The organism is Streptomyces sp. NPDC051567 (genome assembly GCF_044454165.1).
Taxonomy (GTDB): Bacteria; Actinomycetota; Actinomycetes; order Streptomycetales; family Streptomycetaceae; genus Streptomyces.
On sequence record NZ_JBITDK010000005.1, the window covers coordinates 1 to 26,671 of the forward strand.

Genomic DNA, 26,671 nt, shown 5'->3' on the forward strand with positions numbered 1-26,671 from the left:
GCAAGGCGGAGGGGCGCCCGTGTACTGGACGTACTCGGGCGCCCCGACAACGCGGCGAGGGGCCGTGCCGGACGCCGCGGGCCGGTGAACCTTTCCGGTCACCGCACTAGCCCCGGTGGCGGGGGCCTACGCCGGGCCCGGGGACCCCGGGCCCGGCGCGGGGGCCTGCGGGGCGGCGGCGGCCTTCGCCGCGCGGCCCGCGCGGTGGTCGTGCACGGCCTTCCGGACCAGCACCGGTCCCAGCAGGGCCAGCGCGCCGAAGGCGAGTTCCCACTGGACCCCGGGCAGGGCGAGACCGGTCGCCATCACCGCGCTCAGCCCCCGGTCGGCGGCGTCCAGAAGGGGCCCGGTCCGGTGGCCGGGGGCGGCGCGGCGGGCCAGGAGCAGCGACCGGACGGTGAGCAGCAGGAGCACGGCGGCGAGGGCGAACAGGGCCCAGCGGGCCACTACGGGTATGTCCACGCGGCCGAATGTAGGCCCCGCCCGGCCGCCGGGGACGACCGGGAGGCGAAGTCGAGGTGAACGCGCGGCGCCGCGGCCCCGGTTCGCGGCCCCGGCCCCGGCGCGCGGCCACGCGCTCAGTTCGCGGGCGTGAGGGTGTTCTCGGAGCGGCGGCCGGCCAGGTAGTCCGCGACGTTGGCGACGGTGGTGTCGATGATCTGGCCGACCGCGTCCGCCGTGTAGTACGCCTGGTGGGAGGTGACCAGGACGTGGGGGAAGGTGACGAGCCGGGCCAGGGTGTCGTCCTCGACGGCCTCCAGCGACTTGTCGAGGAAGAAGACCCCGGCCTCCGCCTCGTACACGTCCAGGCCCACGCCGGTGAAGCGGCCCGCGCGCAACTCCGTGACCAGCGCGTTCGTGTCGATCAGGCCGCCGCGGCTGGAGTTGACCAGGATCGCGTCGTCCCGCATCGCCCGCAGCGCGTCCGCGCCGATGATGTGGTGCGTGGACTCCAGCAGCGGCACGTGCAGGCTGATCAGGTCCGAGGAGGCGAAGAGTTCCTCCTTCTCCACGTACGTCATGCCGAGTTCCACGCAGGCCGGGTTCCGTACGACGTCCCAGCCCAGCAGGTTCATCCCGAAGCCGTGCGCGATCCGGGTGAACGCCTCCCCGATCTTGCCGGTGCCGAGGACACCGACCGTGCGGCCCCGCATGTCCCGGCCCATCAGCCCGTTCAGCCGGAAGTCGAAGTCCCGGGTCCGGTTGGAGGCCCGGACGATGCGGCGGTTCACGGCCATCGCCAGGGTCCAGGCGAATTCGGCGACCGAGTAGGGGGAGTAGTACGAGACCCGGCTCACGGTCAGGCCGAGCCGCCGCGCGACCTCCAGGTCGATGTTGTTGAAGCCGGTGGAGCGCTGGGCGATCATCTTCGTCCCGCCCGCGGCCAGGGTGCGCAGCACCCGGCCGCTCAGGTCGGCGTTGACGCTGGAGGAGACGATCTCGTACCCGGCGGCGATGGGCGCGGTGTCCTCGCTCATGAAGACGTCGAGGCAGCGGACCTCGTGCTGTCCGGCGAAGGCGCGCTCCAGGAGCGGCTTCTCGTCCGCGGTCACCCCGAAGGCCAGGATCTCCACATGTGCTCCCGTAGGTCGGACCATGGGTCGTCTGTCACCTTACGTCCCATGGTCCGCGGGTGCCCGGCACCCGGTCAGCCGGTCAGCCGGTCAGCCGGTCAGCCGGTCAGCCGGTCAGCCGAAGAAGACCCCGACCTCCCGGTAGAGCGCGGGGTCCACCGTCTTCAGCCTGGCCGTGGCCTCGGCGATGGGGACGCGGACGATGTCCGTCCCCTTGAGCGCGACCATGGTGCCGAAGGCACCGTCCCGGACCGCGTCGATCGCGTGCAGGCCGAACCGGGTGGCCAGCCAGCGGTCGAAGGCGCTCGGGGTGCCGCCGCGCTGGACGTGCCCGAGCACCGTCGTGCGGGCCTCCTTGCCCGTCCGCGCCTCGATCTCCTTGGCCAGCCACTCGCCCACGCCCGAGAGCCGGACATGGCCGAAGGAGTCCGTGGTGGCGTCCTTCAGGACCAGCTCCCCGTCCTTGGGCACGGCCCCCTCGGCGACCACCACGATCGGCGCGTAACTGGCCTTGAACCGGGAGGTGACCCAGGCGCAGACCTGGTCGACGTCGAAGCGCTGCTCGGGGATGAGGATGACGTTGGCCCCGCCCGCGAGCCCGGAGTGCAGGGCGATCCAGCCGGCGTGCCGGCCCATCACCTCGACGACCAGGACCCGCATGTGCGACTCGGCGGTGGTGTGGAGCCGGTCGATGGCCTCGGTCGCGATGCCGACGGCGGTGTCGAAGCCGAAGGTGTAGTCCGTGGCCGACAGGTCGTTGTCGATGGTCTTGGGCACGCCGACGCACGGGATGCCGTACTCCTCGTACAGCCGGGCGGCCACGCCGAGGGTGTCCTCGCCGCCGATCGCGACGAGCGCGTCGACCTCGTACTTGGTGAGGTTCTCCTTGATCCGCCGGACCCCGTTCTCCCGCTGGAACGGATTGGTCCGCGAGGAGCCGAGGATGGTCCCGCCGCGCGGGAGGATGCCGCGGACGGCGTCGATGCCGAGCGGGACGGTGTCCCCCTCGACCGGGCCTCGCCAGCCGTCCTTGAACCCGACGAACCCGTAGCCGTACTCCTGCACGCCCTTGCGGACGACCGCCCTGATCACCGCGTTGAGCCCGGGGCAGTCGCCGCCACCGGTCAGCACTCCGACCTTCATGGAATCTCCCTTCGCCATGACGGCCACGCTAGTGGTGACCCAGGTCACAGCAAGGGGTGAGAAAGAGACAATTCCGGTGGAATCACGGGGCGTTGCGTCCGCCTGTTCACTCATATGGGGACATAAGTCGTACGGAGCAGCAAGTACGATCTATGCCCCGATCCGCACTCTGCCCGCACCCCGCCCCACGCGCCCCGCTACTCCTCGTCCAGGCCCCGCTCGATCACATACCGGACCAGCTCCACCCGGTTGTGCAGCCGGAGCTTGCCCAGGGTGTTCTGGACGTGGTTCCGCACCGTGCGGTGGGAGATGACCAGCCGCTGCGCTATCTGCTTGTACGACAGTCCCTTGGCCACCAGCCGGAGCACCTCGGTCTCCCGGCCGGTCAGCCGGGGAGCCTGCGGCCCGTCGGCGGCGGCCGGTGCCGGGGCGGTGGACAGGCGGCGGTACTCGCCGAGGACCAGACCGGCCAGGCCCGGGGTGAAGACCGGCTCCCCGGCGGCGGTGCGGCGGACCGCGTCGACCAGCTCCCGGGCCCCCGCGGACTTCAGCAGGTAGCCGCCCGCGCCGGACTCCCCGTACGGGTCCCCGCCCGCGCCCGGCCACCCGGCGCGGGCGGGTCCGGGGACGGACGCCGGGCCGCCGGAGACCAGGGTGCGCAGCGCGGTCCCCTGCTCCCCCGCCAGCCGCCCGAGCCCGGCGGCCTCGCCGCCCGCCTCGGCGCCGCGCCGCTGGACCATGGCGAGGACCTGGAGGACCCCGTCGTGGATGTCACGGGCGAGGCGTTCGCGCTCACGGGTGGCGGCCTCGATCTCCAGGGCGCGGGCGAGGGTGGCCTCACCGACCCGCGCCACCTCGACGACGTAGCCGATGGCGACGGAGGCGACCCAGACCAGCAGGACGTCGTGGAGCGTGTCCCGGGTGAGGGCGCCGCGCTGCGCGACGTTGGCTGCGGCGACGAAGGCGGAGGCGGAACAGGCCCAGCGCCACCCGCCCTTGAGGGCGAAGGCCAGCACCGGGCCCGCGGTCCAGATGCTGGGGAGGGTGGGACCGCCGGAGGTGATCCGTACGTGGGTGTCGGCGAGCGGGGTGAGTAGTATCCCGGTCACCGCGACATCCGCACGACGCGCTCGCGCCCCGCCGTCTCCCCCACCCCCCGCGGGCGCCCCCGCCCGCGTCGTCCGGCGGACGCCGTCCTACCGGTCGCCCTTCCCGGACTCCGGCTTGCCGGGCTCCGGCTTCTCGCCCTTGGCCGCCTTCTCGGCGTCGGCGATCTGCCGCTTGGCCGCCGTCGCGTAGATGTCGACGTACTCCTGGCCGGAGAGCTTCATGATCTCGTACATGACCTCGTCGGTCACCGAACGCAGGATGAAGCGGTCGCCCTCCATGCCGTGGTAGCGGCTGAAGTCCAGCGGCTTGCCGATGCGGATGCCCGGACGCATCAGCTTGGGGACCACCTTGCCGGGCGGCTGGATCTTCTCGGTGTCGATCATCGCCACCGGGATCACGGGCGCGCCGGTGGCCAGGGCCACCCGGGCCAGGCCCCCCGGCTTGCCCCGGTAGAGGCGGCCGTCGGGTGAACGCGTCCCCTCGGGGTAGATACCGAACAGCTCCCCGCGTTCGATGACCTCGATGCCGCTCTTGATGGCGGCCTCACCGGCACCGCGCGCGCCGGAGCGGTCCACCGGGAGCTGGCCGACGCCCTTGAAGAAGGCGGCCGTCAGTCTGCCCTTGACCCCCGGGGAGGTGAAGTACTCCGCCTTCGCGATGAAGGTGACCTTCCGGTCCAGCACCGCCGGGAGGAAGAAGGAGTCGGAGAAGGACAGGTGGTTGCTCGCGAGGATCGCCGGCCCCTCCGCGGGAATGTTGTCGAGGCCCTCCACCCACGGCCTGAAGGCGAGCTTCAGTGAACCGCCGATGGAGAACTTCATTGCGCCGTAGATCAACTCGAAAGCCTTCCTTTGTATGTCGAACAGACCTTAACCCGTGGCCACCCCTGGAGCGGCCCCGACGACCCTGGTCGGTCCCACCCCTGTCGCGTACGGTGAAGTCACACAGCGCGACGCACCCGTACAGCCGCGGGCGCCCTCCCCCGCCCGACATCCGTCATGATCAAGGAGACTCTGGTGCCCGTCCTCCCTGGAGCCGAGCCGTTCCGCCACGAGGGCGGTGAGGTCGGCGTCCTCCTCTGCCACGGCTTCACCGGTTCCCCGCAGTCGCTGCGCCCCTGGGCCGAACATCTCGCCGGGCGGGGGCTGTCGGTGTCGCTGCCGCTGCTCCCCGGGCACGGGACGCGCTGGCAGGACATGCAGCTCACGGGCTGGCAGGACTGGTACGCCGAGGTGGACCGCGCGCTGCGGGAGCTGCTGGAGCGGTGCGCGCAGGTGTTCGTCTTCGGGCTGTCGATGGGCGGGGCGCTCACCCTGCGGCTGGCGGCGAAGCACGGGGACGCGGTCCGCGGCATCGTCCTCGTCAACCCGGCCAACAAGGTGCACGACCCGCTGGCGGTGACCCTGCCGCTGACCAAGCACCTGATCCGGTCGATGCCGGGCATCGCCAGCGACATCGCCAAGCCGGGCTCCCTGGAGGTCGGCTACGAGCGGATCCCGACCCGGGCCGCGCACTCGCTGCGCTCGTTCCTCCAGCTCGTCGACGCCGAGCTGCCGCAGGTGACACAGCCGGTGCTGCTGCTGCACAGCACGCAGGACCATGTCGTCCCGCCGGCCGACTCGGCGCGCATCCTGGCCCGGATCTCCTCGACGGACGTCACCGAGTCCCTGCTGGAACAGAGTTACCACGTCGCGACGTTGGACCATGACGCGGAGCGGATCTTCGCGGAGAGCTGGGCGTTCGTCGGCCGACTGGCGGAGGGCGCGGACAGGGAGGGGGCGGAGACGGGTGGCTGAGCACGAGGAGCAGTCGGGCGGGGTTCCGCCGCTGGACGAGGAAGCGGCATGGGCGGCGATCGTCGCCGGGTACGGGCAGGAGCCGCCGGACCCGCCGGGGGCCCGGCCGTTCAGACCGATCGAGAACCTGCTGCTGCCGGAGGAGGACGTCAAGCCGTTGCCGACCGAACCGAAGCCGGAGCCCGGAGCCGGGACGGAGCCGCCGGTGGCGCTGGGCAGCTCGGTGGTCTTCGCCCCGGGCGTCGGCATGGCCGGTCCCCGGGACCACTCGCTGGCGGAGCCGAAGGACGACGACCTGACCCCGGCGGAGGAGGGCCACTTCGTCCCGCCGGAGCCCGAGCTCCCGCCGGCGGACGTGACGTCGAAGTTCGCCTGGCTGGCGGTGCTCGGCGGCCCGGTGCTGCTGCTGCTGGCGGTGCTCTTCCAGTGGGAGATGACCTGGTGGCTCACGACCCTGGGCATCGGTGGCTTCCTGGGCGGCTTCGCCACCCTGGTGGCCCGGATGACCCAGGGTGACGACGAGGACGACGACCCGGGCCGCGGCGCGGTGGTCTGACCCCGCCCCGGCGCTACCCGGCGCCGGGTACGGCCCGGGCCCGGCCCGGCGTCACGGGGCCGGCAGGCGCAGGGCCGCCAGGACCGGGAGGTGGTCCGTGGCGGCCCGCAGGTCGGCCTCCGTCACCCCCTCCAGCCCCACCGGGACACCGCAGCCCAGCACCCGCACCCCGGGGGACGCGAGGACCGCGTCGATCCGCCGCTCCGGCGCCCTCTGCGGGAAGGTCGGGCCGCCGCCCCACGGGGCCACCGTCCGGCAGTCCTGGAGGGCGGCCGACAGCCGCCGGAAGGCGGGGCCGTCCGGCGGCTCGTTGAGGTCGCCCCCGGCGATCGCGTACGGGGCGCCGGTGGCGGCGAGCCGCTCCAGGAGCGCCCCCGCCTGCGCGTGGCGTTCCGCCGCGTCCAGCGACAGGTGCGCGCTGAGGACGGCGACCCGCGCCGCCCCGAACCGGACCACCGCCGTCGCGAAGCCCCGCCGGTGCAGGCCGGGCGTGAGCGGGAGCAGCACGTCCCGGGTCTCCTCCACGAAGGCCCGCAGCGAGCAGAGCAGGAGCGGTCCGGCGGCCGTCGCGCCGCCGCCCAGCACCACCAGGTCGCACTTGGCGGCGAGCCGCGCCGCGTGCTTGCGCCAGCGGAAGAACCGTGGCGCCTCCTGGACGAGGACCAGGTCCGGCGCGCAGGCACGGACCACCCGGGCCAGCGCGTCCTCGTCGTCGCGCAGCGAGCGGACGTTGTAGGAGAGCACCCGGATCACGGCGGAGCCGTCGGGTTCGGTGACGGAGCGGGGCAGCGGCGGCAGCACGGACACGTCCATGCGGAGCAAGATAGCGCTCTGCCCGCCGCGCCCCGGAGGGCGCGGCGGGCAGAGGTGCACAGGAGCAGAGGCGCGCGCAGGGGTGCGGCAGTCCCCGGCGGTGGCGGTGTCAGCCCTGGCGGGCCAGGTCGGCCGCGCCGACCAGGCCGGCCTTGCCGCCCAGCTCGGCGGCGAGGACCTGCGCGTGCGGGCGCCAGGCGCCGCCGATCAGCCAGCGCCGGAAGGACTTGCGGATCGGGTCGAGGACCAGGTCGCCCTCGTCCGAGACGCCGCCGCCGACGATGAAGGCGGACGGGTCGAAGAGCGAGGCCAGGTCGGCCAGGCCCGCGCCGGCCCAGCGGGCCAGCTCGCGGAAGGAGTCCACGGCCACCGGGTCGCCCTGCCGGGCGGCCTCGCTGACGTGCTTGCCCTCGATGCCCTCGGGGGTGCCGTCGCCGAGGGCGAGCAGGGTCACCGCGTTCTCGGGCGTGGCGGCGGCGCGCTGCTTGGCGTACCGGACGAGGGCGCGCCCGGAGGCGTACTGCTCCCAGCAGCCCTGGCTGCCGCAGCCGCAGAGCAGGCCGTCCGGGACGACCCGGATGTGGCCGAACTCGGCGGCGACGCCGAAGCGCCCGCGCCGCAGCTTGTTGCCGATGATGATGCCGCCGCCCAGGCCCGTGCCGAGCGTGATGCAGATGACGTCCTCGTGGCCCTGGCCGGCGCCGAAGCGGTACTCGCCCCAGGCCGCGCAGTTCGCGTCGTTCTCGACGACGACCGGCAGGCCGACGCGCTGCTCGACCTTGTCCTTCACCGGCTCGTGCCGCCAGTTGATGTTGGGTGCGAAGAGCACGGTGGCGCGCTTGTCGTCCACGTACCCGGCGGCGCCGATGCCCACGGCGTCGATGGTGTGACCGCCGCTGACGGCGGAGACCGCCGCGCAGATCGCCTCCGTCACACCCTCCCCGGTCGGCGGGGTGGGCACCTTGTACATCTCAAGGATCGTGCCCTCCTCGTCGACCACACCAGCCGCGATCTTCGTGCCGCCGATGTCGACGCCGATCGTGAGTCCCATTAGTCCCTCGGTTTCCGGTCGAACCCCGCCAACGGCCCACCGTACCCGAGGGTGGCGGAGGTTCAGTCGAGATCGATCCGCCCGGCCGGTCCCCCGTCGGGTCCCTCGTCGGGTCCCTCGTGGGGCTGCCCGCCGGGTCCCTCGCCGTGGGCCGTCCGGCCCGGGCCGGACGGGGGCTCCTGGCCCGCGGCCGGCGGCCGGTCCCTGGTCCAGCGGCTCTCGTGGCCGCCGACGGCGGAGCGGTAGGCGGCGAGGAGTTCGGAGCCGGCCGCCGCGAGGTGGTCGAAGACCTCGGGGTTGCGCTCGACGACGGGCTTGGCCACGGCCTTGGCCTGGTCGGCGAAGTGCCGCACCGCGCCCTGGGCGGCGGCTCCCAGGAACGGGCTGTTCAGGGCGGAGACCTTGTCCGTGACGGCGTCCAGCAGCCGGAACAGCTCCTGGGCGGCGGTGCCGGTCTCCTCGGCGCCCGGCTCCCGCCGCAGCCGCTCCCGTTCGGCGGCGAGGTCCTCGGCGCACGCCTTTGCCCAGGCGTCGTCGTCGGTGGGGCGGTCGGTGGCCTCGCTCATGGCGGAGTCTCCTACGGCGGGTAAGGGGCGTGCGACGTGCCCCGGGGGCTACACCTCCGACGGTACCCCGAACGGCGGTACGGGGTTCAGGGGGTCCGGGGCCACAGCCCCGGGTCCGGGGTGAACCGCACCCTGAGCACCCCTTCGGTGAGGGCGGCGCCGGAGACGGTGCAGCGGCGCAGCGCCGGGGGCAGCGGGACGGCCCTGCGGTAGGGGCCCGCCGTGAGCAGGAGTTCGTCACCTCGGCGGACCAGGTCCAGGTCGCGCTTGTCCGCGCCGGGCAGGGGTATCGCCCAGACGAGCACCCCGTCCTCGGCCCGCCGGTCCTCGACGGCCCAGGGCGTCCGGGGCGCGGGGGCGGCCGGGGCCAGGCCGTCCGTGGCGGCGAGGAGGGCCAGGTCCGCCGGGGTGCGCGGGTCCCGGCCGAGGTGCGCCAGCCCGGTCACCGGCACGTCCCCGGCCCCGGCCCACACCTCGGTCCACACCTCGGTCCAGCGCTGTTGCTGGGCGGCGAGCCCGGCGAGCCAGGGGTCCGCCGAGCCGCGCGGGACGGTCCGGTTGGCTATCAGCGCGCGGACGGGCAGCTCGTGGAGGGCGAGCCCGAGGCGGCCCGTGCGCAGCGCCGCGTCGGCGGCCGGGCCGGCCTCGGCGACGAGCCGGACCTCGGTGGTGGGCGACTGGACGACGGCCTGGACGGCGGCCAGCTCCCGGTCCCAGCGCTCGGCGGCCTCGTAGAGCCAGGTGGCGGGCATGGGCACCCCGGCGAGCTGGGCCAGTACGGGCCGCAGGGCGCGGGCGGCCCGGCGTTCGGAGGGGAGCAGCCGGGCCAGGTAACGGCGCAGCTGGGCGGGGAGGGCGAGGGTGGTGACGGCCTGGTGGAGCGGGGGCAGGTCGACGACGAGGAGGTCCGTCCCGGGCGCGGCGGCGGCCAGGCGCACTGCGCGCAGCAGGGCGAACTGTTCGGCGCCGGGCAGTTCGGTGAGTTCCTCGGCCCCGAGCGGCCGGGCCCCGGCCAGGGAGAGCAGGGCGGAGCCGTGTTCCTGGAGGGCGACGAGCCCGGACCGGAACTCCTCGCCGGAGTCGGTCCGGGCCACCCGTATCCCGGCGACGGGCACGGCCCACAGCCCCGGGGCGGCCTCGGCGGGCTCCCCGTCCGGCGGGCCGAAGAGGCCGAAGAGGTCCCCCGGGCCGCTGCCCCGGCCGTTCTCCGGGCCGCTGCCCGGTCCGTTTCCGGGGCCGGGGCCGTTTCCGGGGCCGGGGCCGTTTCCGGGGCCGGGGTGGGCGCCCTGGTCGCCGAGGAGGAGCAGCACGCGCCGCCCCGTGCGGGCCGCGGCGAGGGCGGTGGCCGCGGCGACGGTGGTCCGCCCGGCGCCGCCGGGGCCGGTGATGAACAAGGTGTGCATGGTGCGTGGGCTCCGGCTCGGGTCCGCGGGTGGTTCCGGTCCGCGGGCGCTCGGGGCCGCGGCGGGTTCGGGCGCCCGGTCGGTCCGGGGCCCGCGGCGGGTCCGGGCGCCCGGGGCTCCGGTCCCGCCCGGACCCAGGACCCCGGACCGCCGGGTCGTTCGGAGCGTGGGCTCCAGGTGTCAGACCGTGGATTCCACGCGCTTCTTCAGACCCGCCAGGGCCCGGTCGATGATGACCTTCTCGGCCTTGCGCTTGATCATGCCGAGCATCGGGATCTTGACGTCGACGGTCAGCTGGTAGGTGACCTCGGTCCGCTTGCCGCCGTCCACCGGGGCCAGCCGGTACGAGCCGTCGAGCTGGCGCAGCATCTGGGACTTGTCCAGGGTCCAGCTGACCTCGTCCGCGCCCTTCCAGGTGTAGGCCAGGGTGTGGTCGTCCTTGATCGCGCCCGCGTCGAGCAGCAGCCGGACCTTCTCGGCGCGGCCCGCGGCGTCGGCGGCGAGCACCTCCGCCTCCTTCACCTCGCCGGTCCAGTCGGGGTAGCGGGCGAAGTCGGCGATCACGGCCATCACGTCGGCCGGCGCCGCCTCGATCGTGATGCTTGAGCTGGTGTGTTCCGCCATCGCGGTCGCTCCTCCGGAGAGTCATTCGAGGAAATGTGCGGCCTCCGGCCGCCGCGTGAAGGCTACCGCGCGTGCGGCCCCGGCCACTCCAGCGCCCTCACGGGCCGGGCACCGGCCGGTCACGGGCCCGGTTCACCACTCCATGACCCATGGCCGCCCGGTCGCCGCGAAGTGCCCGACGTTCACGCACTCCGTGCCCCCGATCCGCATCCGCCGCGCCAGCGGCTGGTGGACGTGGCCGAAGAGGGCGTACCGGGGGCGGGTGCGCCGGATCGCCGCCAGCAGGGCCTCGCTGCCCCGTTCGAACCGGCGCGCGACCGTGTCGTAGCAGAGTTCCGGCACCTCCGGCGGGATGTGCGAGCAGAGCACGTCCACCGCGCCCAGCGCCTCCACCTTGGCCGCGTACTCCTCCACGTCCACCTCGTACGGGGTCCGTGCCGGTGAGGGCAGGCCGCCGCCGACGAAGCCGAAGACGCGCCCGCCGATCTCCACGCGCTGCCCGTCGAGCACGGTGACGCCCGCACCGGCGTACTCCGGCCACAGCGCCGGGATGTCGACGTTGCCGTAGGTGGCGTAGGTGGGCCGGGGGAAGGCCGCGAAGAGCCGCGCGTACTGGCGGCGGACGGCGTCCTCGACGACCTGGTCCCGGTCCAGTCCGGCCCAGAGCCGGCGGCCGAGCTCGTGGGCCTCCTCGAAGCGGCGCGCGGTGCGCAGCTCCACGACGCGGTCGGCGTTGCGGACGCCGAAGAGGTCGGGGAAGATGCCGCGCGAGTGGTCGGCGTAGTCGAGGAAGAGGACGAGGTCGCCGAGGCAGATCAGGGCGTCGGCGCCGTCCCCCGCCCGGGCGAGGGCCTCGGCGTTGCCGTGCACGTCACTGACGACGTGGACCCTCGTACCGCTCTTGCGGCCCTGTCCGCCCTGCCCGCGACCACCGTTCATGCGGTCACCCTAATGCCGTGACGGGCCTGGTCCGCCAGCCCGGTGCACCGGTCCGGGCGGGCCTTCCCGGCCACGCCGGGGGAGGTGTGCGGCGCCTGTGGACGGGGGGTCCGCGCAGCGGGCCGGACCTGCGGTTACTTCCGAGTTGCAAAGGGGTTCGACTACTCTCGGCACGGTACGGCCGCGTCATGTGACGCACGGAACATCTGGCCGGTTCCCTCTATCGGAACCCACTACCGGTGGGTAACGTCCGGTCGGTCCACACGGTGGCGATGGCGCCCAGAGGAGCAGCAGTCTTGCGCGAGTTCAGCCTTCCGGCCCTGTACGAGGTCCCGTCGGACGGGAACCTGACGGATCTCATCCGCCGCAACGCCGCTCAGCATCCCGACGTCGCCGTGATGGCCCGCAAGTCCGGCGCCCGGTGGGTGGACGTCACGGCGACCGAGTTCCTCGCCGAGGTGCGGGCCACCGCCAAGGGCCTGATGGCCGCCGGTGTCCGGCCCGGCGACCGGGTGGCCCTGATCTCGCGCACCCGCTACGAGTGGGTGCTGGTCGACTTCGCGATCTGGAGCGCGGGCGCCGTCACCGTCCCCGTGTACGAGACCAGCTCCCCCGAGCAGATCCAGTGGATCCTCGGCGACTCCGGCGCGGTGGCCGTGGTCGTGGAGAGCCCCGCGCACACCGCCACCGTGGAGGGGCTGCGCGACCGGCTGCCGGAGCTGCGCGAGGTCTGGGAGATCGAGCGGGGCGCCCTGGACGCGCTCAAGGAGGCGGGCGCCGAGGTCGGCGACGCCGAGGTGGACGAGCGCAGCGGCCTCGCGTGCGCCGACGACCCGGCCACCATCGTCTACACCTCGGGCACCACCGGCCGCCCCAAGGGCTGTGTGCTGACCCACCGCAACTTCTTCGCCGAGTGCGGCAACGCGGTCGAGCGGCTCAGCCCGCTCTTCAAGACCGGCGAGTGCTCGGTGCTCCTCTTCCTCCCGGCGGCGCACGTCTTCGGCCGGCTGGTCGAGGTGGCGGCCGTGCTGGCGCCGATCCGGCTGGGCTGCGTACCGGACATCAGGAACCTGACCGAGGAGCTGGCCTCCTTCCGGCCGACGCTGATCCTCGGGGTGCCGCGCGTCTTCGAGAAGGTCTACAACGCGGCCCGCGCCAAGGCGCAGGCGGACGGCAAGGGCAAGATCTTCGACGCGGCGGCCGAGACGGCGATCGCGTACAGCCGGGCGATGGACACCCCGCGCGGCCCCTCCTTCGGGCTGAAACTCAAGCACCGGATCTTCGCCAAGCTCGTCTACAGCAAGCTGCACGCGGTCCTCGGCGGGCGCGGCCGGCACGCGATCTCCGGCGGCGCCCCGCTGGGCGAGCGGCTCGGCCACTTCTTCCGCGGCATCGGTTTCACGGTCCTGGAGGGGTACGGCCTGACCGAGTCCTGCGCGGCGACCGCCTTCAACCCGTGGGACAAGCAGAAGATCGGCACGGTCGGCCAGCCGCTGCCGGGCTCCGTGGTGCGCATCGCGGACGACGGCGAGGTGCTGCTGCACGGCGAGCACATCTTCAAGGAGTACTGGAAGAACGAGGCGGCCACCGCCGAAGCGCTGGTGGACGGCTGGTTCCGCACCGGCGACATCGGCACCCTCGACGAGGACGGCTACCTCGCGATCACCGGGCGCAAGAAGGAACTCATCGTCACGGCGGGCGGCAAGAACGTCGCGCCCGCCGTGATCGAGGACCGCATCCGGGCCCACGCACTGGTCTCGGAATGCATGGTGGTCGGCGACGGACGGCCGTTCGTGGCCGCGCTGGTCACCATCGACGAGGAGTTCCTCGGCCGGTGGGCGGCGGAGAACGGCAAGCCGGCCGGGGTGACGGCGGCGGAGCTGCGCGAGGACGCGGAGCTGATCGCCGCCGTCCAGCAGGCCGTGGACGACGGCAACGCGGCGGTCTCCAAGGCGGAGTCGGTGCGGAAGTTCCGCATCCTGCCCTCGCAGTTCACGGAGGAGTCGGGGCACATCACCCCGTCGCTGAAGCTGAAGCGCAATGTGGTGGCCAAGGACTTCGCGGACGAGATCGAGGCCCTCTACCACGGCTGACCCGGCCCCCTTTCGGGTGTCCCCGGTTGCGGGGGCATCCTGGGGCGGCCCACGATCTGAGGCCCCACCCGGTACCCCGCCTCCTCCGCTCTCCGCTCCCCCTTCCGTCCGGCGCGCTCCCGCGCCGGACGGCTGTACGTCCTGCGGCCGGGCGGGGCCGTGTACGCGTTCCCGGGCGGCCCGCTTCCCGGGGTCCACCTCCCGCGCGTCACTTCCCGCGCGTCACTTCCTGCGAAAGAAACGGGACATCCCATGACGATCGCCCGGACCACCTCCACCCGAAGGGCCCGCACGGCCCGCACCGCCCTGCGCACCGCGGCCGCCGCCTCCCTCGCCGCGGCCGCTCTGGTCCTCGCCCCCGCGGCCCCCGCGGCGGCGGCCCCCTCCGCCCCGGCGCGCACGGCCGCTCCTGCGGAACCGGTCGTCGACGCGCTCTGCCCGCTGGGGACCGGCACCGTCACCTACTCACCCGGCGTCACCCAGACCGCCCGGGAGAACACGGTCTCCTTCACCGGCAGCGGCGACAGCTGCGGCAGCGTGGACCCGACGATCACCGCCGTCTCCGGCCTCACCTTCTCCGGTCAGGGCAGCGTCGGCTGCTTCTCGGGGAGCTTCACCGCCCAGGCCACCATCACCTGGAACACCGGCGCCGTCAGCACGGCCACGCTCTCCTCCGTCGTCGAGACCCCGCCCACCGGTGGCTCCTTCATCGCCGCCACCGGCCCCATCGCCTCGGGCCCGTTCGCCGGGTCCACCGCCGAACTCCGCATCGGCATGGCCTTGAGCGACTACCTGAGCTGCGTGAGCAAACAGACCGTCACCAAGAGCGACGGACCCGGCTACCTGACCATCAGCCACTGAGCCCCGCGCGGTTCCCCGGGCGGGGCCGGGCAGGCTAGTGCTGTGACCGGAAAGGTTCACCGGCCCGCGACGCCCGGCACGGCACCTCGCGATGTTGTCGGGGCGCCCGAGTACGTCCAGTACTACGGTCGCCCCTCCGCCTTGCGATGCGCTCGGCGTCGGAAGGATCAAGGCAAGAGCCGAGACGAAGTGAGCGCAGCGAACGCAGTCGCACCGGACGCCGCGGGCTCACCGGCAAACCTTTCCGGTCACCGCACTAGCCGCGCACCCCGTGGAGGTCCTCGGTGACGATCCGGGCCATGTTCCGCTCGGCGAGCGCGGTGATCGTCACGAACGGGTTCACCCCGAGCGAGCCGGGGACCAGGGAGCCGTCCACGACGTAGAGCCCCCGGTACCCCTTGGCCCGGCCGTAGCCGTCGGTGGCCTCGCCCAGGACGCAGCCGCCGAGCGGGTGGTAGGTGAAGTCGTCGGCGAAGGCCCGGTTCCCGCCGAAGAGGTCGTACCGGTGGACGGTGCCGATCTTCCGGTTGATCCGGCCGAAGAGGCTCCGCGCCGCCTCGACCGAGGGCGTGTTCTGGTCCCGGGTCCAGCGCAGCCGCGCCGAGTCGGTGGCCGCGTCGTAGCGGAAGTGCCCCCGCTCCGGGTTCCGGGTGATGGCCAGGTACAGCGAGATCCAGTGCTCGACGCCCATGGGCAGCGGGGCGATCTCGGCGAAGACCGGGTGCACGGGGTTGTCCCAGTCGTCGATGCCCAGCGCGGGCATGGTGGCCTGGCGGGCGCCGACCGGGTCCCAGAGGTGGTTGGCGCGGGCCGTCATGACATTGCCGTTGGGGCCCCAGCCGTGCCCGACCCGCTCGCTCAGCCCGGGCAGCGCCCCGGTCTCGCGGGCCCGCAGCAGGATCTCGGTGGTGCCGAGGCTGCCCGCCCCGAGGAAGAGGTGCGCGCAGCCGAGTTCCCGCACCCGGGTGACCCGGCCGGCGAGGTCGAGGGTCCGCACGGTGAGGACGTAGCCGCCCGCCGGGTCCTCGCGCACGGCGCTCACGTGCTGGAGGGTCTCGACGGTGACGTTGCCGGTGGCGAGGGCGGCGGCGAGGTAGGTCTTGTCGAGGCTCCGCTTGCCGTGGTTGTTGCCGTAGATGACCTCCCCGGCCAGCGCGGACCGGGGGACGGTCCCCGCCGCCTCGCGTTCCATGTACCCGAAGTCGTAGACGTTGGGCACGAAGACGGTCCGCAGGCCGGTGCGGCGGGCGTGCTCGCGGGAGACCCGGGCGAAGCGGTACCACCGGGTGGACTCGAACCAGGCCGGGTCGATGTCGTTGACGCCGAGCATGGCGCGGGCGCGCGGGTAGTAGGTGCCGTACATCTCGTCGGCGTCGACCTGGGGCAGCATCTCGGCGAAGTACGAGCGCCTGGGCGTGGGCGCCATCCCGCCGTTGACGAGGGAGCCGCCCCCGACGCCCCGGCCCACGTACACCGACATGTCGCCGTAGTTCACCCGGTCCAGGACCCCGGGGTAGGGGCTGATGTCGCGGTTGACCACGTCCAGCCAGAGGAACTGGGCGAGCGGCGCCTCGGTGCGGGTACGCAGCCACATGGAGCGCCGGTCGGGCGCGGTGGCGGCGGGGAAGACCTTGCCGTCGGGCCCGGGGGTGTCCCAGAGCCGGCCCATTTCGAGGACCACGGTACGGATGCCCGCCTGCCCGAGGCGCAGCGCCGCGACGGCGGCGCCGTAGCCGGACCCGACGACGACGGCGGGGGCGTAGGGGGCGGCGGCGGGCTCCACGGCCTCGGCGGCGGAGAGCCCGATCCGGGTGAAGCCGAGTGCGGCGGCGGCCTGGAAGGCGCCGGCGCCCAGGAGGCGGCGGCGCGTCAGGCGGGGCATAGGGCGGGGCGTCACGGCCGCATCGCGCGCGGGGTCCGCCCCTCCGGCCGGGTCCGTCGTCGTCGCGTGTTCGAGTAGCAGTCAGGCATGGCAGGACCGTAGGCGGGCCCCGGCGCCGGGCACCGGATTACCCGGACTCCGCCCGCGCCCGGCGGAGATCGCCGATAATGGCGCACCCCGCGCCCGCCGCGCCCCGGCCCGGGCGGGACGCCGGGCTACAGCAGGGACCGCAGCCGCTCCGCCAGCAGGTCCCAGCGCCACTTCTCCTCCACCCAGGCCCGGCCCCGCTCGCCCATCCGGCGGCGCAGCTCCGGGTCGAGGAGGAGGGCGGTGATCCGCTCCGCCGCCTGGTCCGGGGAGCCGCCCTGGACGACCCAGCCCGTCTCCCCGTCCAGCACGGCGTCCGGGGCCCCGCCCGAGTCGCCCGCCACCACCGGCAGGCCCGTCGCCGAGGCCTCCAGGTAGACGATGCCGAGCCCTTCCACGTCCAGTCCGCCCCGCCGGGTCCGGCACGGCATGGCGAAGACGTCGCCCGCGCCGTAGTGGGCGGGCAGCTCCGACCACGGGACGGCCCCGGTGAAGACCACCGAGCCCGCGACCCCGGTGGTGACGGCCAGCTCCCGCAACCGCGCCTCGTACGGTCCGCCGCCCACGATCAAGAGCACCGCGTCGGGCACCGCCGCCAGAATGCGCGGCATCGCCTCGATCAGGGTGTCCTGTCCCTTGCGCGGGACCAGGCGCGAGACGCAGACGACCACCGGGCGCTCGCTCAGGCCCAGCCGGGCGCGGACCTCCGCGCCGCCCGACCCGGGGTGGAAGGTCTTCTCGTCCACGCCCGGCGGGAGCTGGGCCATCCGGGCCGCCGCCCGGTCCGTGACCGCCGAGGCGATCCGCGAGCGGGTGTACTCGCCCAGGTAGGTCAGGGTGTCCGTGGACTCGCCGATCCGGCGCAGCAGCTGCCGGGCGGCCGGGAGCTGGGCCCAGCCCGCCTCGTGCCCGTGGGTGGTGGCGACCAGGTTCCGGGCGCCCGCCCGGCGCAGCGCCGGGGCCATCAGCCCGAGCGGGGCCGCCGCCCCGAACCAGACGGACTCGCAGCCGTGTTCGCGCAGCAGTGCGGCGGCCCGCCGCGTCACCCGCGGGGTGGGCAGCAGCATCGTCGTGCGGTCGCGCACCACGGGGAAGGGCTGCTCGGCGTCGAAGGCGGCGGTGGCCTCGCGGCCCTGGGCGCCGTGCTTCCAGGTGGAGGCGTAGACGACGATCCGGTCGGGGTCCAGGCGCAGTGCCATGTTGTGCAGGAAGGCCTGGATACCACCCGGTCGCGGCGGGAAGTCGTTGGTCACGATCAGCGTCTTGTGCATCGCCTGCCGACAGTACCGGACACCGTGCGGCGCTCAGCGGAGCTCCTCGCGCAGGGCCTCCCGCCAGGCGGCCGTCAGCGCGGCGGGGTCGGTGGACAGGGTCCGGCCGAGGGCGTCCGGCAGCGGCCGGCGCCCGGTCTCCTCGTAGAGGCGCACCAGCGCGTCCTCGCCCCACCGCGCGGCGATCAGCCGGCAGGCCAGCCAGGCGCCCTCGTACGCCCGCGCCGCCGCCTCGGGGTCGGTGCCGAAGGCGAAGGCCCCCTCGTCCGGCAGGCTCCCGGGGAGTTCGCCCCGCCGGACGGCCCGGCCGAGCGCGGGAGCCGCCCGCTCCGGGGTGATGTCGCTCCCCCGGTACGCCGCCCAGTCCGCGAAGCCCTCGGAGAGCCACAGCGGGGTGGTCGCGGAGGTCGCCGCCCGGGTGGCGACATGGGTCACCTCGTGGGTCAGGACGATCTGCCGCCCCCGCTCGGAGAGTTCCGCGTACCCCTGCGGGTTGATCACGACCCGGTCGGCGGGGCCCGGCCCGGCCCCCGCCCGGCCGGTGGTGACGGCGCCCAGCCCCCGGTAGGCGTCGGGTTCCCCGCCCAGCAGCTCCGCCATCCGCTCCAGCGAGGCGGGGACCAGCACCACCACCCGGCCCGCCCAGGGGCGCGGCCAGGCGGCGCTCGCGGCGCCCACCGCCCGGTCGGTCCCGGCGGCGACGGCCTCCAGGGTTCGGGGGGGCTGCCCGCCGCCGCCCAGGACCAGGCCGTGCGCGCCCCGGACCACCGTCACCTCGCCCTGGTCCCACAGTTGCGCGGGGGCGCCCGGCGCGGGCCGGTCGGCGCGGACCCGCCACGCCCCGTCCTCCCGCGCCAGGGCGAGTTCGCGCCCGGACCCGGCCGGGTCGGTGTCGTACCCCGCCAGCCGGTAGCTCAGGTCGGCCCGGACCAGGGCGCGGGGGCCGTCCCGCCGGACCGAGGTGACCTCGTACGTCCACCGCGTGAGCGGGAGCGCGGCGAGCGCGTCCGGCGGCTGCCGCGACCAGTCGGCCACGGCCCGCCGGATCTCCCGCCCGGCCGGGTCCGGCGCGGTCGCCGGGGCCCCGCACCCGGCCAGCAGGAGGCAGAGCAGCAGCGGCAGGAGACGGACGGCGCGGGGACCCGGGAGCATCGGCCGATCGTACGCACGACCGCGCCGGGGGCGGGTCCCCGCGGCTCAGGGGCGGGTCACCGAGGAGACCGGCATCATCCCGACGGGGTCGTAGCGCACCCGGGCCCCCGGGTACGGGGCGTGGACCACCTGGCCGTTGCCGACGTACATGCCGACATGGCTGGCGTCCGAGCGGTAGGTCACCAGGTCGCCGGGGCGGGCCTGCGAGAGCGGGACCTTCCGGCCGGCGTGGCGCTGGGCCTGGGAGGTGCGCGGCAGCGAGACCCCCGCCTGGCGGTAGGACCACACCATCAGGCCGGAGCAGTCGAAGCCGGAGGGGCCGGTGGAGCCCCACACGTACGGGCGGCCCACGGCCGAGCGGGCGGCCAGCACGGCGGTCGCGGCGCGGCCCGAGGAGGGACCCGCCGCGAAGGCGGGCAGCGCGCCGGCGCGGGTGCCGGACCGGGAGGCCCGGTCGAACGCGGCCCGCTCCCCGGCGGGCATGGTGTCGAGGAGCTGCCGGGCGGCGGCGAGTTTGGCCGTGACGGACCGCTTGTGCCGGGACACCTCGGCGCGCAGGGCGTCGAGTTCGGCGAGCTTCCCGGTGGCCTCCTGGCGCTGCTGGCCGAGCCTGCGCCGCTCCTCGTGGAGCTCGTCGAGGTGCTGGGCCTGGCGGCCGGTGAGCCGCTCCATGACGGCGGCCCGTTCCAGGTAGTCGTCCGGGTCGGCGGAGAGCACCAGCCCGACGGTGGGGTCGATGGAGCCGGCGCGGTACTGGGCTCCGGCGAAGGTGCCGAGGACGCCCCGCATGGTGTTGACGCGGTCCTGGCCCCGGGCCAGGGCGTCCTGGGTCCGGCCGATCTCGGAGCGGAGCCGGCCGGCCTTCTCGCCCGCCGCGTTGAAGCGTTCGGTGGCCTGCTCGGCCTCTTCGAAGAGCCGGTCGACCTGGGCGCGGGAGCCGGCCGGGGGCTCGTGGGGCAGGCCGGGGGACGCGCCCGCGGGTGCCCCCGCCAGGGCGACCGCGGCGGTGGCCGCGGCGGCGGTGAGGACGGTGACCTTCGTGCTCCGGTCGAGGCCGGTGAGGCCGGGCCGGCGATGGGACGCCACGTGACGCCGCTCCCTTCCGCTGCGCGGGGCCCGGGTCCGCCCCCCGTGGGCGGCCGTGTGCCGGGTTCCGCGCTGGCAGACAGTAGCCGTGCGACCACGCACCGGCCAACGACCGCCGACGGGCACGCACAGCGACGCCCCGCCTCAGACGCAGGTCACGGCGGGGCGCACGGTCAGCGCGGCGCCCCGTAATTCGCCCGGATGGGCGGTGTACGGCGCGTCTTCGGTCCGTGGGCCCGCCGGACCGGGCGCGCACGGCCCGCGGCGGGGCGCGGAAGGGGCGCGACGGCGGGGCGGCGCGGCCCCGGGGAACCGGGCCGGGAACGCCCCCGGGTGCGTTCCCGGGTACGGGCTCCGGGTCAGACGCGGACGCCGAACTGGAAGGGCATGTTGTCCATCGACTCGTATCTGACGCCGCCGCGCGGGTTGGAGGCGTGCAGCGTCATGTTGTTGCCCGCGTACAGACCGACGTGGTGCAGGTCCCCGTAGAAGAAGACCAGGTCACCGGGTTGGAGCTGGCTCCGGCTGATCCGGGTGCCCTCGTCCGCCTGGGTGAAGGTGGTGCGGGTGATGCTGACATCGGCCTGCCGGTACGCCCACTGGGTCAGCCCCGAGCAGTCGAAGGAGCTGGGGCCCACACCGCCGGGGACGTACGCGTTGCCCAGCTTGGTCCGGGCGGCGGCGAGGGCGGCCCCGGCGCGGCCGGACGCCTTCACGGCGCCGGGGCCGGCGTGCTGCCCGGCGCTCTGCCCGGCGCGGGTCTCCTCCTCCTTGAGCCGCGTCCGTTCCTGCGCGGTCAGGGAGTTGAGCAGTGCCTGGGCCTCGGCGAGCTTGGCCTTCGAGGTCTTCTTCTTCTCGTCGAGCTCCTTGCGGACGGCGTCGAGGTCGGCGAGCTTGCCGGCGGCCTCCTGGCGCTGGCGCGCGAGGCCGCGCTGCTTGGTCTGGATCTGGTGGACCGTGTCGACCTGTCTGCCGCTCAACCGCTCCAGCGTGGCGGCCTCGTCCAGGTAGCCGTCCGGGTCGGCGGAGAGGAAGAGGGCGAGGGAGCGGTCCACGGAGCCGGTGCGGTACTGGGCGCTCGCCATCGACCCGAGCGCGCCGCGCAACTCGTTGACCTCGCCCTGGCCGCGGGCGACCTGGTCCTGGAGCCGCCCGATCTCCCGCTCCAGCCCGGCCTGGCGCTCCTCGGCCCCGTTGAGCTTCTCGGTGGCCTGCTCGGCCTCCTCGTAGAGCGCGTCGACCGCGGCCTTGACCTCGTCCTTGCCGGGCTCGGCCGGGGCGGCCGCGGCGCCCTGGGCGGAGAGGGCGACGGCCGCGGCGGCGGTGGCCGTGAGGACGCTCACGCGTGCGCGGTGCGGCGGCTTGGGCCGACGGTGGGACGCCACGGGCCGGTCTCCTTCTTCCGGGAACCGCCGGGGCGGACGCCGCGGCGGCGCCTCCGCCACCACCCCGAAAGAGTGATCTGCCGTACGGAGGTTCGGGCCGACCCTAGTGACCGATCTGTGATCAATTCAAAGGTACGGACAAAAAATCCGGTCCCCTTCCGGCTTCTTCACCTCCGGCGCACGCTCCGCACCCGGCACCTGACGGCCCCTCCGCCACCGGACGCGCCCCTTCCCGGCGTCACGGGCGGCCGTCAGGAAACCCGCGAGAGCCGTTTCAGGAGCAAGGCGGACGCCACGGGCCGCGCCCCCGCCTTGGCCACCCCGTCGGCGACCTCCCGGTCGGTGGAGACCACGACCACCGGCCGGCCGGTCGGCTCCGCGCGCACGAGCTGGCGGATCAGCTCGTCCGCCGTCACCCCCGCCTTGGAGAAGAGCACCCGCACCCCGCGCGGCGGCGCGAGCAGCACCGGGGCCGCCAGCTCCGCCCCGTCGAAGACACAGGTCATCTCCGCGCCCGTCTGCGCGGCCAGCATCGAGAGCCCGCCCAGCAGCCGCAGCCGCTGTTTCTCCAGCGGCATCGTCGGATAGCCCGTCTTGGTCACGTTGTAGCCGTCGACCACCAGATGGGCCTGGGGCAGCGCCAGCAACTGGTCCAGCAGCGCCGGATCGGTCTCCGACAGGGCGCGCGCCGCGATGTCCTTCGGCGTCATCCGGCCCGGCTCCACCGCCTCCACGGTGTCCGCCGGGCGGGTGGAGACCGGTGGCAGCGCCAGCTCCCGGCGCAGCCCCTGGGCCGCGTCCAGCACGGTGTCCAGGAGCAGCCGCAGCCGCATGTCCTCGATGCTGCGCCCCTCGCGGGTGGCCCGGCGCGAGATCTCCAGCGCCGACTCCGCCTCCGCCAGCCTGGACTTGAGCCGACGGCTCTCGCTCTCGGCGGCGGCCACCCGCGCCGCCGCCTCGCCGCGCAGCCCGTCGATCTCGGCGGTCACCTTCCGCAGCGCCGCCTCACCGCGCTTGACGTCGCTGAGGGCGCTGCGCAGTTTGCGCTGGAGCGATTCCGCTTCCCTGCGGGCCGTGTCCAGCTCCGCCCGCACCTGGTCACCACCGGCGCGCTGCGTCTCCCGTACGTGGGCCAGCTCCTCGCGGAGCCGGTCCAGCTCTCGGCGGCTCTCCTCGCCGACCCGCTCGGCGTCGGCGCGCTGCGCCTCCTCGCCCGCGGCGGTCACCAGCTTGACCCAGCCGGCCGGACGCAGCACGTACGCGGCGGCGGCCACGTCCAGCGGGTCCGCGGCGGCGGGCGGGGCGCCGGAGTCCAGCGCCGCCGCCAGGTCGGCCTGCGCCTCGCGCAGCTTCTCGGCGACCCGGCCCCGGAAGACGGCGTCGCTCTCGACGGCCGCGGCCATGGCGGTGCCCGCGAACTTGGCGCGCCGGGTCGGGGTGAACCGGGCGTACTGGCGCAGCTGCGCCGGAAGGTCCGCGACCGTCAGCGCGCCGAAGGCGTCCGAGACGAGCGCGACGACCCGGCGCCGCACGCCTTCCGGCAGCGGGCGGTCGAGCGCCTCGGCGGCGCCGCCGGCCGCGTCGGCCGGTTCAGCGCCGCTTGCTGGCTCCACAATCCGTCACCCCTACCGTGTGATCTCCCTGCGGGCCCGGCTCCCTCAGGAGTCCGCGCCCGGCCTGTCCACTAGCTCGATCCGGTCCACCGCGTCGCACCAGCGGCAGCGGACCGACTCGATGGTCTCATTGACCACCTCGCGCTCCTCGACCTTGGGCTCCCCGGCGAGGTCCAGGTGGACGTACTCGACGACCTTCGACGAGCGGGTGACGTCGAACCGCGTGAGGTTGCCGCACAAGGTGCAGCGCCACCGGGTGGTGGCGGTCGGCTGGGGAACCGTCATCAGGCCGCTCTCTCCTTCGTAGCTCTTTCAATTAAAGCCGCTCGAAAAGTACCGCTCGCGAGGCCCGCCCGGGGCGGTACCCGCGGAAACCGCCGCTCCGCCCGGCCGGACCGTGGCTCGTAACCCTACGGCCTGCCACCGCTCCTGGTGGGTCCGGTTGCGTCATGCTCTGTCGCATGATCGTAAGGTGGCGGGCCGTACGCGAGGCCGCCCGGGGCCCGGTGGTCACCCACGCGCTGATCGCCGTCTGCTGCGTGGTGTTCCTCCTCGGCCCGGCCTCGGGGCTGAATCCGGCCTACGGGACGGGCGACGCGCTGCTGGCCTCGGGGACGGCGCACTTCCGGCGCTGGGGCGTGGTCCCCGACGAACTCTTCACCGGCGGCGCCCACACCCTGCTGACCCCGCTCACCGCCCTGTTCGTCCACGGGAGCTGGCCGCACCTGCTCGGCAACATGCTCTTCCTCCACGTCTTCGGCGTGATGACGGAGAAACGGATGGGCCGCCCCGCGTTCCTCCTCTTCTACCTCTGTACGGGCTACCTGGCCCTGGCCGTGTACGCGGCGGCCAACGCGGAGTCCTCGCAGACGCTCGTCGGCGCCTCCGGCTCCATCTCCGCGGTGCTCGGCGCCTTCCTCTGCCTGCTTCCCCGGGCCCGGGTGACGAGCCTGTTCCCGTTCCTGTTCTTCCTGCCGCTGCGGTTCCCGGCCTGGATCGTGCTGGTCTTCTGGTTCGCCCTCCAGTGGGTGGCCGCGCACCGGGCGGCCAGCGGCCCCGGGGTCGCCTACCTGGCCCACCTGGTGGGCTTCTCCCTCGGCTTCCTCTACGCGTGGGCCCGTTATCGCCGTACGACTAGAGTGGGACGACCAGCGACGGCCACCGAGGGAGACAGCCAGCCGTGATCACCGCGATCGTGCTCATCAAGACCAGCGTGGACCGCATCCCCGAGATCGCCGAGTCCATCGCCGCGCTGGACAGCGTCAGCGAGGTCTACTCGGTCACGGGCACGTACGACCTGATCGCCCTGGTCCGCGTGGCCCGTCACGAGAACCTGGCGGACATCATCCCCGGCCGCATCAGCAAGATCCCGGGCGTCGAGGCCACCGACACCCACGTGGCCTTCCGCACCTACTCCCAGCACGACCTGGAAGCCGCCTTCGCCATCGGCCTCGACGCGTAGCACCCGGCCGGTGGCGCAACGGGAGCCCCCGGTCTCCGGCCCGGCCCCCTCCTGACGGCGGCCACCCCGCCCCGTCCACGGGGCCGCTCTCCCCCGGCCCGGCCCCGTTCAGCCGGAGCACAGGCCCGGCAGGCTCTCCCCGGCCAGGGCCGCGCGGCCCTCCTGGAGCCGGAACGGGTAGCCGGTCTCCGAGGCGTAGAGCGGGCCCGGCACGCTGCGCAGTCGTGCCGCACCGGACCGGCCCCGGGCGCCCACCTGGGCAGCGGCTTGCCGACAGCCGCGCGAACGGTCGGTACCGGGTCCCGGTACGTCATGGCGCGCAGGAGGTCAGACGGCCGGGACGCAGCGGCCCTCTTCCGTGCGGTACCGCCACTTCGCGCCGTCCGCGACGAGTTCCCCGACCGCGCGCACGAAGCGCTCCACGTGCTCGTCGGGGGTGCCCGCGCCGAAGCTGACGCGGATCGCGTTCAGCGACCGCTCGCCCGGCGCCGCCTCGGGCGCCCCGCACTCGCCCGGCTCCTGCGGCTCGCTGCCCAGCAGGGTGCGGACCAGCGGGTGGGCGCAGAACAGGCCGTCGCGGACGCCGATCCCGTACTCCGCGGAGAGCGCGGCGGCGAAGTGCGAGCTGTTCCAGCCGTCCACCACGAACGAGATGACGCCGACCCGCGGGGCCTCGTCGCCGAAGAGGGTCAGGACCCGCACCTGCGGGACCTCCGCCAGCCCGTCGAGGACCCGGGCGATGAGCTGCCGTTCCCGCGCGACCAGGTTCTCGAACCCCGCCCCGGTCAGCGCCCGGCAGGCCGAGGCGATCGAGTAGACGCCGATGACGTTCGGGGAACCGGCCTCGTGCCGGGCGGCGGTGGTGTGCCACTCCACGTCCACGCCGCCGTCCTCGCGCCGGGCCACCTTCCGCGAGGCGCCGCCGCCCGCCAGGTACGGCCGCGCCTCCTGGAGCCAGTCCGCCCGGCCGGCCAGCACGCCCGAGCCGAACGGCGCGTAGAGCTTGTGCCCGGAGAAGGCGACCCAGTCCACGTCGAGTTCCTGCACGGAGACGGGGTGGTGCGGGGCGAGCTGGGCGGCGTCCAGCACGATCCGCGCGCCGTGGGCGTGCGCGGCGGCGGCGAGTTCCTTCACCGGCCACAGCTCACCGGTGACGTTGGACGCGCCGGTGACGCAGACCAGCGCCGGACCGTGAGGCTCGCGCCCGGCCAGCGCCCGCTCCAGCGTCTCGACGGCCTGGGCCGGGGTCCGGGGCGCGTTGAGGTAGGTGACCCGCGCGTCCGTCCAGGGCAGCAGCGAGGCGTGGTGCTCGGTCTCGAAGACGAAGACCTGGCAGTCGGCGGGGAGCACGGCGGCGAGCAGGTTCAGGGAGTCGGTGGTGGACCGGGTGAAGACGACCTGGTCGCCGGGGCGGCAGTCGAGGAACTCGGCGACCGTGACGCGGCTCTGCTCGAACAGGTCGGTGGAGAGCTGCGAGAGGTAGCCCGCGCCGCGGTGCACGCTGCCGTAGTACGGGGCGTACGCGGCGACGTCGTCCCAGACGCGCTGGAGGGCCGGGGAGCTGGCCGCGTAGTCGAGGGCCGCGTAGGTGACCTCGCCGCCGGTGACGAGCGGGACGGTGACGTCCCGGCCGAGGACCAGGAGCGGCCCGGCACAGGCGGGGTCCGCGGCGGTGTCGGTGGTGTCGGTGGCGACGGCGGTGTTCAGGAACGCGGACATGGCGGTGTCTCCCGGCAGGCAGGGCGGAATGGCTTCGGGGTGCCCGTACGCGGGTACGGCGAAGAGCGCCGTCCGGGGTACGGGGAGATGCCTCGGGGGTACGCGGAAGCGGCCCTGATCCGAGGGGGAAGAAGGGGCGGAGTCGCCCTATCGCATTCGCTTGCTCACGGAAAAGCTCCTCGGAGGACCAGGACCCTGGTGTCGAGGGTCCGCGCTTGCCGTAGACCTCGCTGCCTACGGCCTGGTCATCACCCGGGGCACCCCGCCACGGAAGGAGGGTTGCCGGACAGCAAGCCGGGGCCTAAACGCTGTCACTCGTGACCTGTTCAGCATCCTGCCACATGATCGGCCGAGCGCAAGACCCCGGTCCGCGATACGGACAGCCTCCCGCCGGAAATCGCCCCTGCCGTGGGGGGGGGCGCGCCCCCCCCCGCGCCCCCCCCGGGGGCGGCGGGGAACCCAGAGACGAGCGGCAACCCAGAAAC

General features: G+C 74.4%; 25 protein-coding genes, 1 pseudogene and 1 riboswitch. Of the genes and pseudogenes, 6 read left to right on the forward strand and 20 right to left on the reverse strand.

What is annotated here, in order from left to right; translation table 11 throughout:
* Positions 1-126: 126 nt before the first annotated feature.
* The 6 genes and pseudogenes from ACIA5F_RS07680 to ACIA5F_RS07705 all read right to left on the reverse strand — a co-directional run bounded on the left by ACIA5F_RS07680 (position 127) and on the right by ACIA5F_RS07705 (position 4,648).
* Positions 127-462 (reverse strand): hypothetical protein, encoded by a 336-nt coding sequence (locus tag ACIA5F_RS07680; RefSeq protein ID WP_399350255.1) that lies wholly within the window; start codon positions 460-462, stop codon positions 127-129.
* A gap of 116 nt (positions 463-578) precedes the next feature.
* Entirely contained in the window at positions 579-1,574 is a 996-nt protein-coding gene (locus tag ACIA5F_RS07685; RefSeq protein WP_399350774.1) for a 2-hydroxyacid dehydrogenase, read from the reverse strand.
* Between the two features lie 114 nt (positions 1,575-1,688).
* A complete protein-coding gene (locus tag ACIA5F_RS07690) occupies positions 1,689-2,717 on the reverse strand; it encodes a 6-phosphofructokinase (RefSeq protein ID WP_399350776.1) in 1,029 nt (342 codons plus the stop codon).
* A gap of 197 nt (positions 2,718-2,914) precedes the next feature.
* Positions 2,915-3,085: a response regulator transcription factor gene (locus ACIA5F_RS07695; protein ID WP_399350778.1), complete on the reverse strand. Its 171-nt coding sequence runs from the start codon at positions 3,083-3,085 to the stop codon at positions 2,915-2,917.
* 270 nt (positions 3,086-3,355) lie between these two features.
* Positions 3,356-3,832, reverse strand: a pseudogene (locus ACIA5F_RS07700) (DUF5931 domain-containing protein); the annotation flags it as partial.
* 81 nt (positions 3,833-3,913) lie between these two features.
* On the reverse strand, positions 3,914-4,648 hold the full coding sequence (locus tag ACIA5F_RS07705; protein WP_399350781.1) for a lysophospholipid acyltransferase family protein: 735 nt from the start codon (positions 4,646-4,648) through the stop codon (positions 3,914-3,916).
* Positions 4,649-4,843: 195 nt separating this feature from the next.
* Between ACIA5F_RS07705 and ACIA5F_RS07710 the strand changes: the two genes are divergently transcribed.
* Both ACIA5F_RS07710 and ACIA5F_RS07715 read left to right on the forward strand, forming a co-directional pair.
* Positions 4,844-5,623 (forward strand): alpha/beta hydrolase, encoded by a 780-nt coding sequence (locus ACIA5F_RS07710; RefSeq protein ID WP_399350257.1) that lies wholly within the window; start codon positions 4,844-4,846, stop codon positions 5,621-5,623.
* Positions 5,616-6,179: a hypothetical protein gene (locus ACIA5F_RS07715; RefSeq protein WP_399350259.1), complete on the forward strand. Its 564-nt coding sequence runs from the start codon at positions 5,616-5,618 to the stop codon at positions 6,177-6,179. The genes ACIA5F_RS07710 and ACIA5F_RS07715 overlap by 8 nt, the downstream gene beginning before the upstream one ends.
* A 51-nt stretch (positions 6,180-6,230) precedes the next feature.
* On the opposite strand, the gene ACIA5F_RS07720 is transcribed toward ACIA5F_RS07715, so the two are convergent.
* The 6 genes from ACIA5F_RS07720 to ACIA5F_RS07745 all read right to left on the reverse strand — a co-directional run bounded on the left by ACIA5F_RS07720 (position 6,231) and on the right by ACIA5F_RS07745 (position 11,575).
* Complete coding sequence (locus ACIA5F_RS07720; RefSeq protein ID WP_399350261.1) at positions 6,231-6,992, reverse strand: endonuclease/exonuclease/phosphatase family protein; 762 nt, start codon at positions 6,990-6,992, stop codon at positions 6,231-6,233.
* Between the two features lie 109 nt (positions 6,993-7,101).
* Positions 7,102-8,043 carry an ROK family glucokinase gene (locus tag ACIA5F_RS07725; protein ID WP_399350263.1) on the reverse strand — a complete coding sequence of 314 codons (942 nt, stop codon included), beginning with the start codon at positions 8,041-8,043 and terminating at the stop codon, positions 7,102-7,104.
* 62 nt (positions 8,044-8,105) lie between these two features.
* Complete coding sequence (locus ACIA5F_RS07730; protein WP_399350265.1) at positions 8,106-8,609, reverse strand: DUF5304 domain-containing protein; 504 nt, start codon at positions 8,607-8,609, stop codon at positions 8,106-8,108.
* 86 nt (positions 8,610-8,695) lie between these two features.
* On the reverse strand, positions 8,696-10,012 hold the full coding sequence (locus ACIA5F_RS07735; RefSeq protein WP_399350267.1) for an ArsA family ATPase: 1,317 nt from the start codon (positions 10,010-10,012) through the stop codon (positions 8,696-8,698).
* A 180-nt stretch (positions 10,013-10,192) separates the two neighbouring features.
* Positions 10,193-10,636, reverse strand: coding sequence for an SRPBCC family protein (locus ACIA5F_RS07740; RefSeq protein ID WP_399350268.1), 444 nt, complete (start codon positions 10,634-10,636; stop codon positions 10,193-10,195).
* Positions 10,637-10,768: 132 nt separating this feature from the next.
* On the reverse strand, positions 10,769-11,575 hold the full coding sequence (locus ACIA5F_RS07745) for a metallophosphoesterase (RefSeq protein WP_399350270.1): 807 nt from the start codon (positions 11,573-11,575) through the stop codon (positions 10,769-10,771).
* Positions 11,576-11,871: 296 nt separating this feature from the next.
* Between ACIA5F_RS07745 and ACIA5F_RS07750 the strand changes: the two genes are divergently transcribed.
* Positions 11,872-13,668 (forward strand): AMP-dependent synthetase/ligase, encoded by a 1,797-nt coding sequence (locus ACIA5F_RS07750; protein ID WP_399350272.1) that lies wholly within the window; start codon positions 11,872-11,874, stop codon positions 13,666-13,668.
* Positions 13,669-13,920: 252 nt separating this feature from the next.
* On the forward strand, positions 13,921-14,529 hold the full coding sequence (locus tag ACIA5F_RS07755; protein WP_399350274.1) for a hypothetical protein: 609 nt from the start codon (positions 13,921-13,923) through the stop codon (positions 14,527-14,529).
* A gap of 256 nt (positions 14,530-14,785) precedes the next feature.
* Here the strand turns inward: ACIA5F_RS07755 and ACIA5F_RS07760 are convergent, their stop codons facing one another.
* The 7 genes from ACIA5F_RS07760 to ACIA5F_RS07790 form a co-directional block, all read right to left on the reverse strand.
* Positions 14,786-16,411 (reverse strand): GMC oxidoreductase, encoded by a 1,626-nt coding sequence (locus ACIA5F_RS07760; protein ID WP_399350276.1) that lies wholly within the window; start codon positions 16,409-16,411, stop codon positions 14,786-14,788.
* Between the two features lie 215 nt (positions 16,412-16,626).
* Complete coding sequence (locus ACIA5F_RS07765) at positions 16,627-17,769, reverse strand: glycosyltransferase family 4 protein (RefSeq protein WP_399350278.1); 1,143 nt, start codon at positions 17,767-17,769, stop codon at positions 16,627-16,629.
* A gap of 33 nt (positions 17,770-17,802) precedes the next feature.
* Positions 17,803-18,921 carry a hypothetical protein gene (locus tag ACIA5F_RS07770; protein WP_399350280.1) on the reverse strand — a complete coding sequence of 373 codons (1,119 nt, stop codon included), beginning with the start codon at positions 18,919-18,921 and terminating at the stop codon, positions 17,803-17,805.
* 45 nt (positions 18,922-18,966) lie between these two features.
* Positions 18,967-20,007 (reverse strand): NlpC/P60 family protein, encoded by a 1,041-nt coding sequence (locus ACIA5F_RS07775; RefSeq protein WP_399350282.1) that lies wholly within the window; start codon positions 20,005-20,007, stop codon positions 18,967-18,969.
* 359 nt (positions 20,008-20,366) lie between these two features.
* Entirely contained in the window at positions 20,367-21,392 is a 1,026-nt protein-coding gene (locus tag ACIA5F_RS07780) for an NlpC/P60 family protein (protein ID WP_399350284.1), read from the reverse strand.
* 251 nt (positions 21,393-21,643) lie between these two features.
* Positions 21,644-23,008, reverse strand: a complete 1,365-nt coding sequence (locus tag ACIA5F_RS07785; RefSeq protein WP_399350783.1) for an NYN domain-containing protein — start codon at positions 23,006-23,008, stop codon at positions 21,644-21,646.
* A 42-nt stretch (positions 23,009-23,050) separates the two neighbouring features.
* Entirely contained in the window at positions 23,051-23,290 is a 240-nt protein-coding gene (locus tag ACIA5F_RS07790; protein WP_399350286.1) for a hypothetical protein, read from the reverse strand.
* Between the two features lie 176 nt (positions 23,291-23,466).
* On the opposite strand from ACIA5F_RS07790, the gene ACIA5F_RS07795 reads away from it, so the two are divergent.
* Positions 23,467-24,189 (forward strand): rhomboid family intramembrane serine protease, encoded by a 723-nt coding sequence (locus ACIA5F_RS07795; RefSeq protein ID WP_399350288.1) that lies wholly within the window; start codon positions 23,467-23,469, stop codon positions 24,187-24,189.
* Complete coding sequence (locus ACIA5F_RS07800; protein WP_008738815.1) at positions 24,186-24,467, forward strand: Lrp/AsnC family transcriptional regulator; 282 nt, start codon at positions 24,186-24,188, stop codon at positions 24,465-24,467. The genes ACIA5F_RS07795 and ACIA5F_RS07800 overlap by 4 nt, the downstream gene beginning before the upstream one ends.
* A gap of 327 nt (positions 24,468-24,794) precedes the next feature.
* Here ACIA5F_RS07800 and ACIA5F_RS07805 read toward each other — a convergent pair whose 3' ends face one another.
* The gene (locus ACIA5F_RS07805; RefSeq protein WP_399350290.1) at positions 24,795-26,186 is read right to left on the reverse strand and encodes an aminotransferase class V-fold PLP-dependent enzyme; all 1,392 of its coding nucleotides are present in this window, start codon (positions 26,184-26,186) and stop codon (positions 24,795-24,797) included.
* 206 nt (positions 26,187-26,392) lie between these two features.
* A riboswitch (SAM riboswitch) is annotated at positions 26,393-26,509 on the reverse strand.
* Positions 26,510-26,671: the final 162 nt, after the last annotated feature.

Excerpts from the sequence above, each read along its gene's own strand:
- ACIA5F_RS07690 (WP_399350776.1), bottom strand. The coding sequence starts at position 2,717 with ATGAAGGTCGGAGTGCTGACCGGTGGCGGCGACTGCCCCGGGCTCAAC.
- ACIA5F_RS07705 (WP_399350781.1), bottom strand. The coding sequence starts at position 4,648 with ATGAAGTTCTCCATCGGCGGTTCACTGAAGCTCGCCTTCAGGCCGTGG.
- ACIA5F_RS07720 (WP_399350261.1), bottom strand. The coding sequence starts at position 6,992 with ATGGACGTGTCCGTGCTGCCGCCGCTGCCCCGCTCCGTCACCGAACCC.
- ACIA5F_RS07725 (WP_399350263.1), bottom strand. The coding sequence starts at position 8,043 with ATGGGACTCACGATCGGCGTCGACATCGGCGGCACGAAGATCGCGGCT.
- ACIA5F_RS07730 (WP_399350265.1), bottom strand. The coding sequence starts at position 8,609 with ATGAGCGAGGCCACCGACCGCCCCACCGACGACGACGCCTGGGCAAAG.
- ACIA5F_RS07735 (WP_399350267.1), bottom strand. The coding sequence starts at position 10,012 with ATGCACACCTTGTTCATCACCGGCCCCGGCGGCGCCGGGCGGACCACC.
- ACIA5F_RS07740 (WP_399350268.1), bottom strand. The coding sequence starts at position 10,636 with ATGGCGGAACACACCAGCTCAAGCATCACGATCGAGGCGGCGCCGGCC.
- ACIA5F_RS07745 (WP_399350270.1), bottom strand. The coding sequence starts at position 11,575 with ATGAACGGTGGTCGCGGGCAGGGCGGACAGGGCCGCAAGAGCGGTACG.
- ACIA5F_RS07755 (WP_399350274.1), top strand. The coding sequence starts at position 13,921 with ATGACGATCGCCCGGACCACCTCCACCCGAAGGGCCCGCACGGCCCGC.
- ACIA5F_RS07760 (WP_399350276.1), bottom strand. The coding sequence starts at position 16,411 with ATGCCCCGCCTGACGCGCCGCCGCCTCCTGGGCGCCGGCGCCTTCCAG.
- ACIA5F_RS07765 (WP_399350278.1), bottom strand. The coding sequence starts at position 17,769 with ATGCACAAGACGCTGATCGTGACCAACGACTTCCCGCCGCGACCGGGT.
- ACIA5F_RS07770 (WP_399350280.1), bottom strand. The coding sequence starts at position 18,921 with ATGCTCCCGGGTCCCCGCGCCGTCCGTCTCCTGCCGCTGCTGCTCTGC.
- ACIA5F_RS07790 (WP_399350286.1), bottom strand. The coding sequence starts at position 23,290 with ATGACGGTTCCCCAGCCGACCGCCACCACCCGGTGGCGCTGCACCTTG.
- ACIA5F_RS07795 (WP_399350288.1), top strand. The coding sequence starts at position 23,467 with ATGATCGTAAGGTGGCGGGCCGTACGCGAGGCCGCCCGGGGCCCGGTG.
- ACIA5F_RS07805 (WP_399350290.1), bottom strand. The coding sequence starts at position 26,186 with ATGTCCGCGTTCCTGAACACCGCCGTCGCCACCGACACCACCGACACC.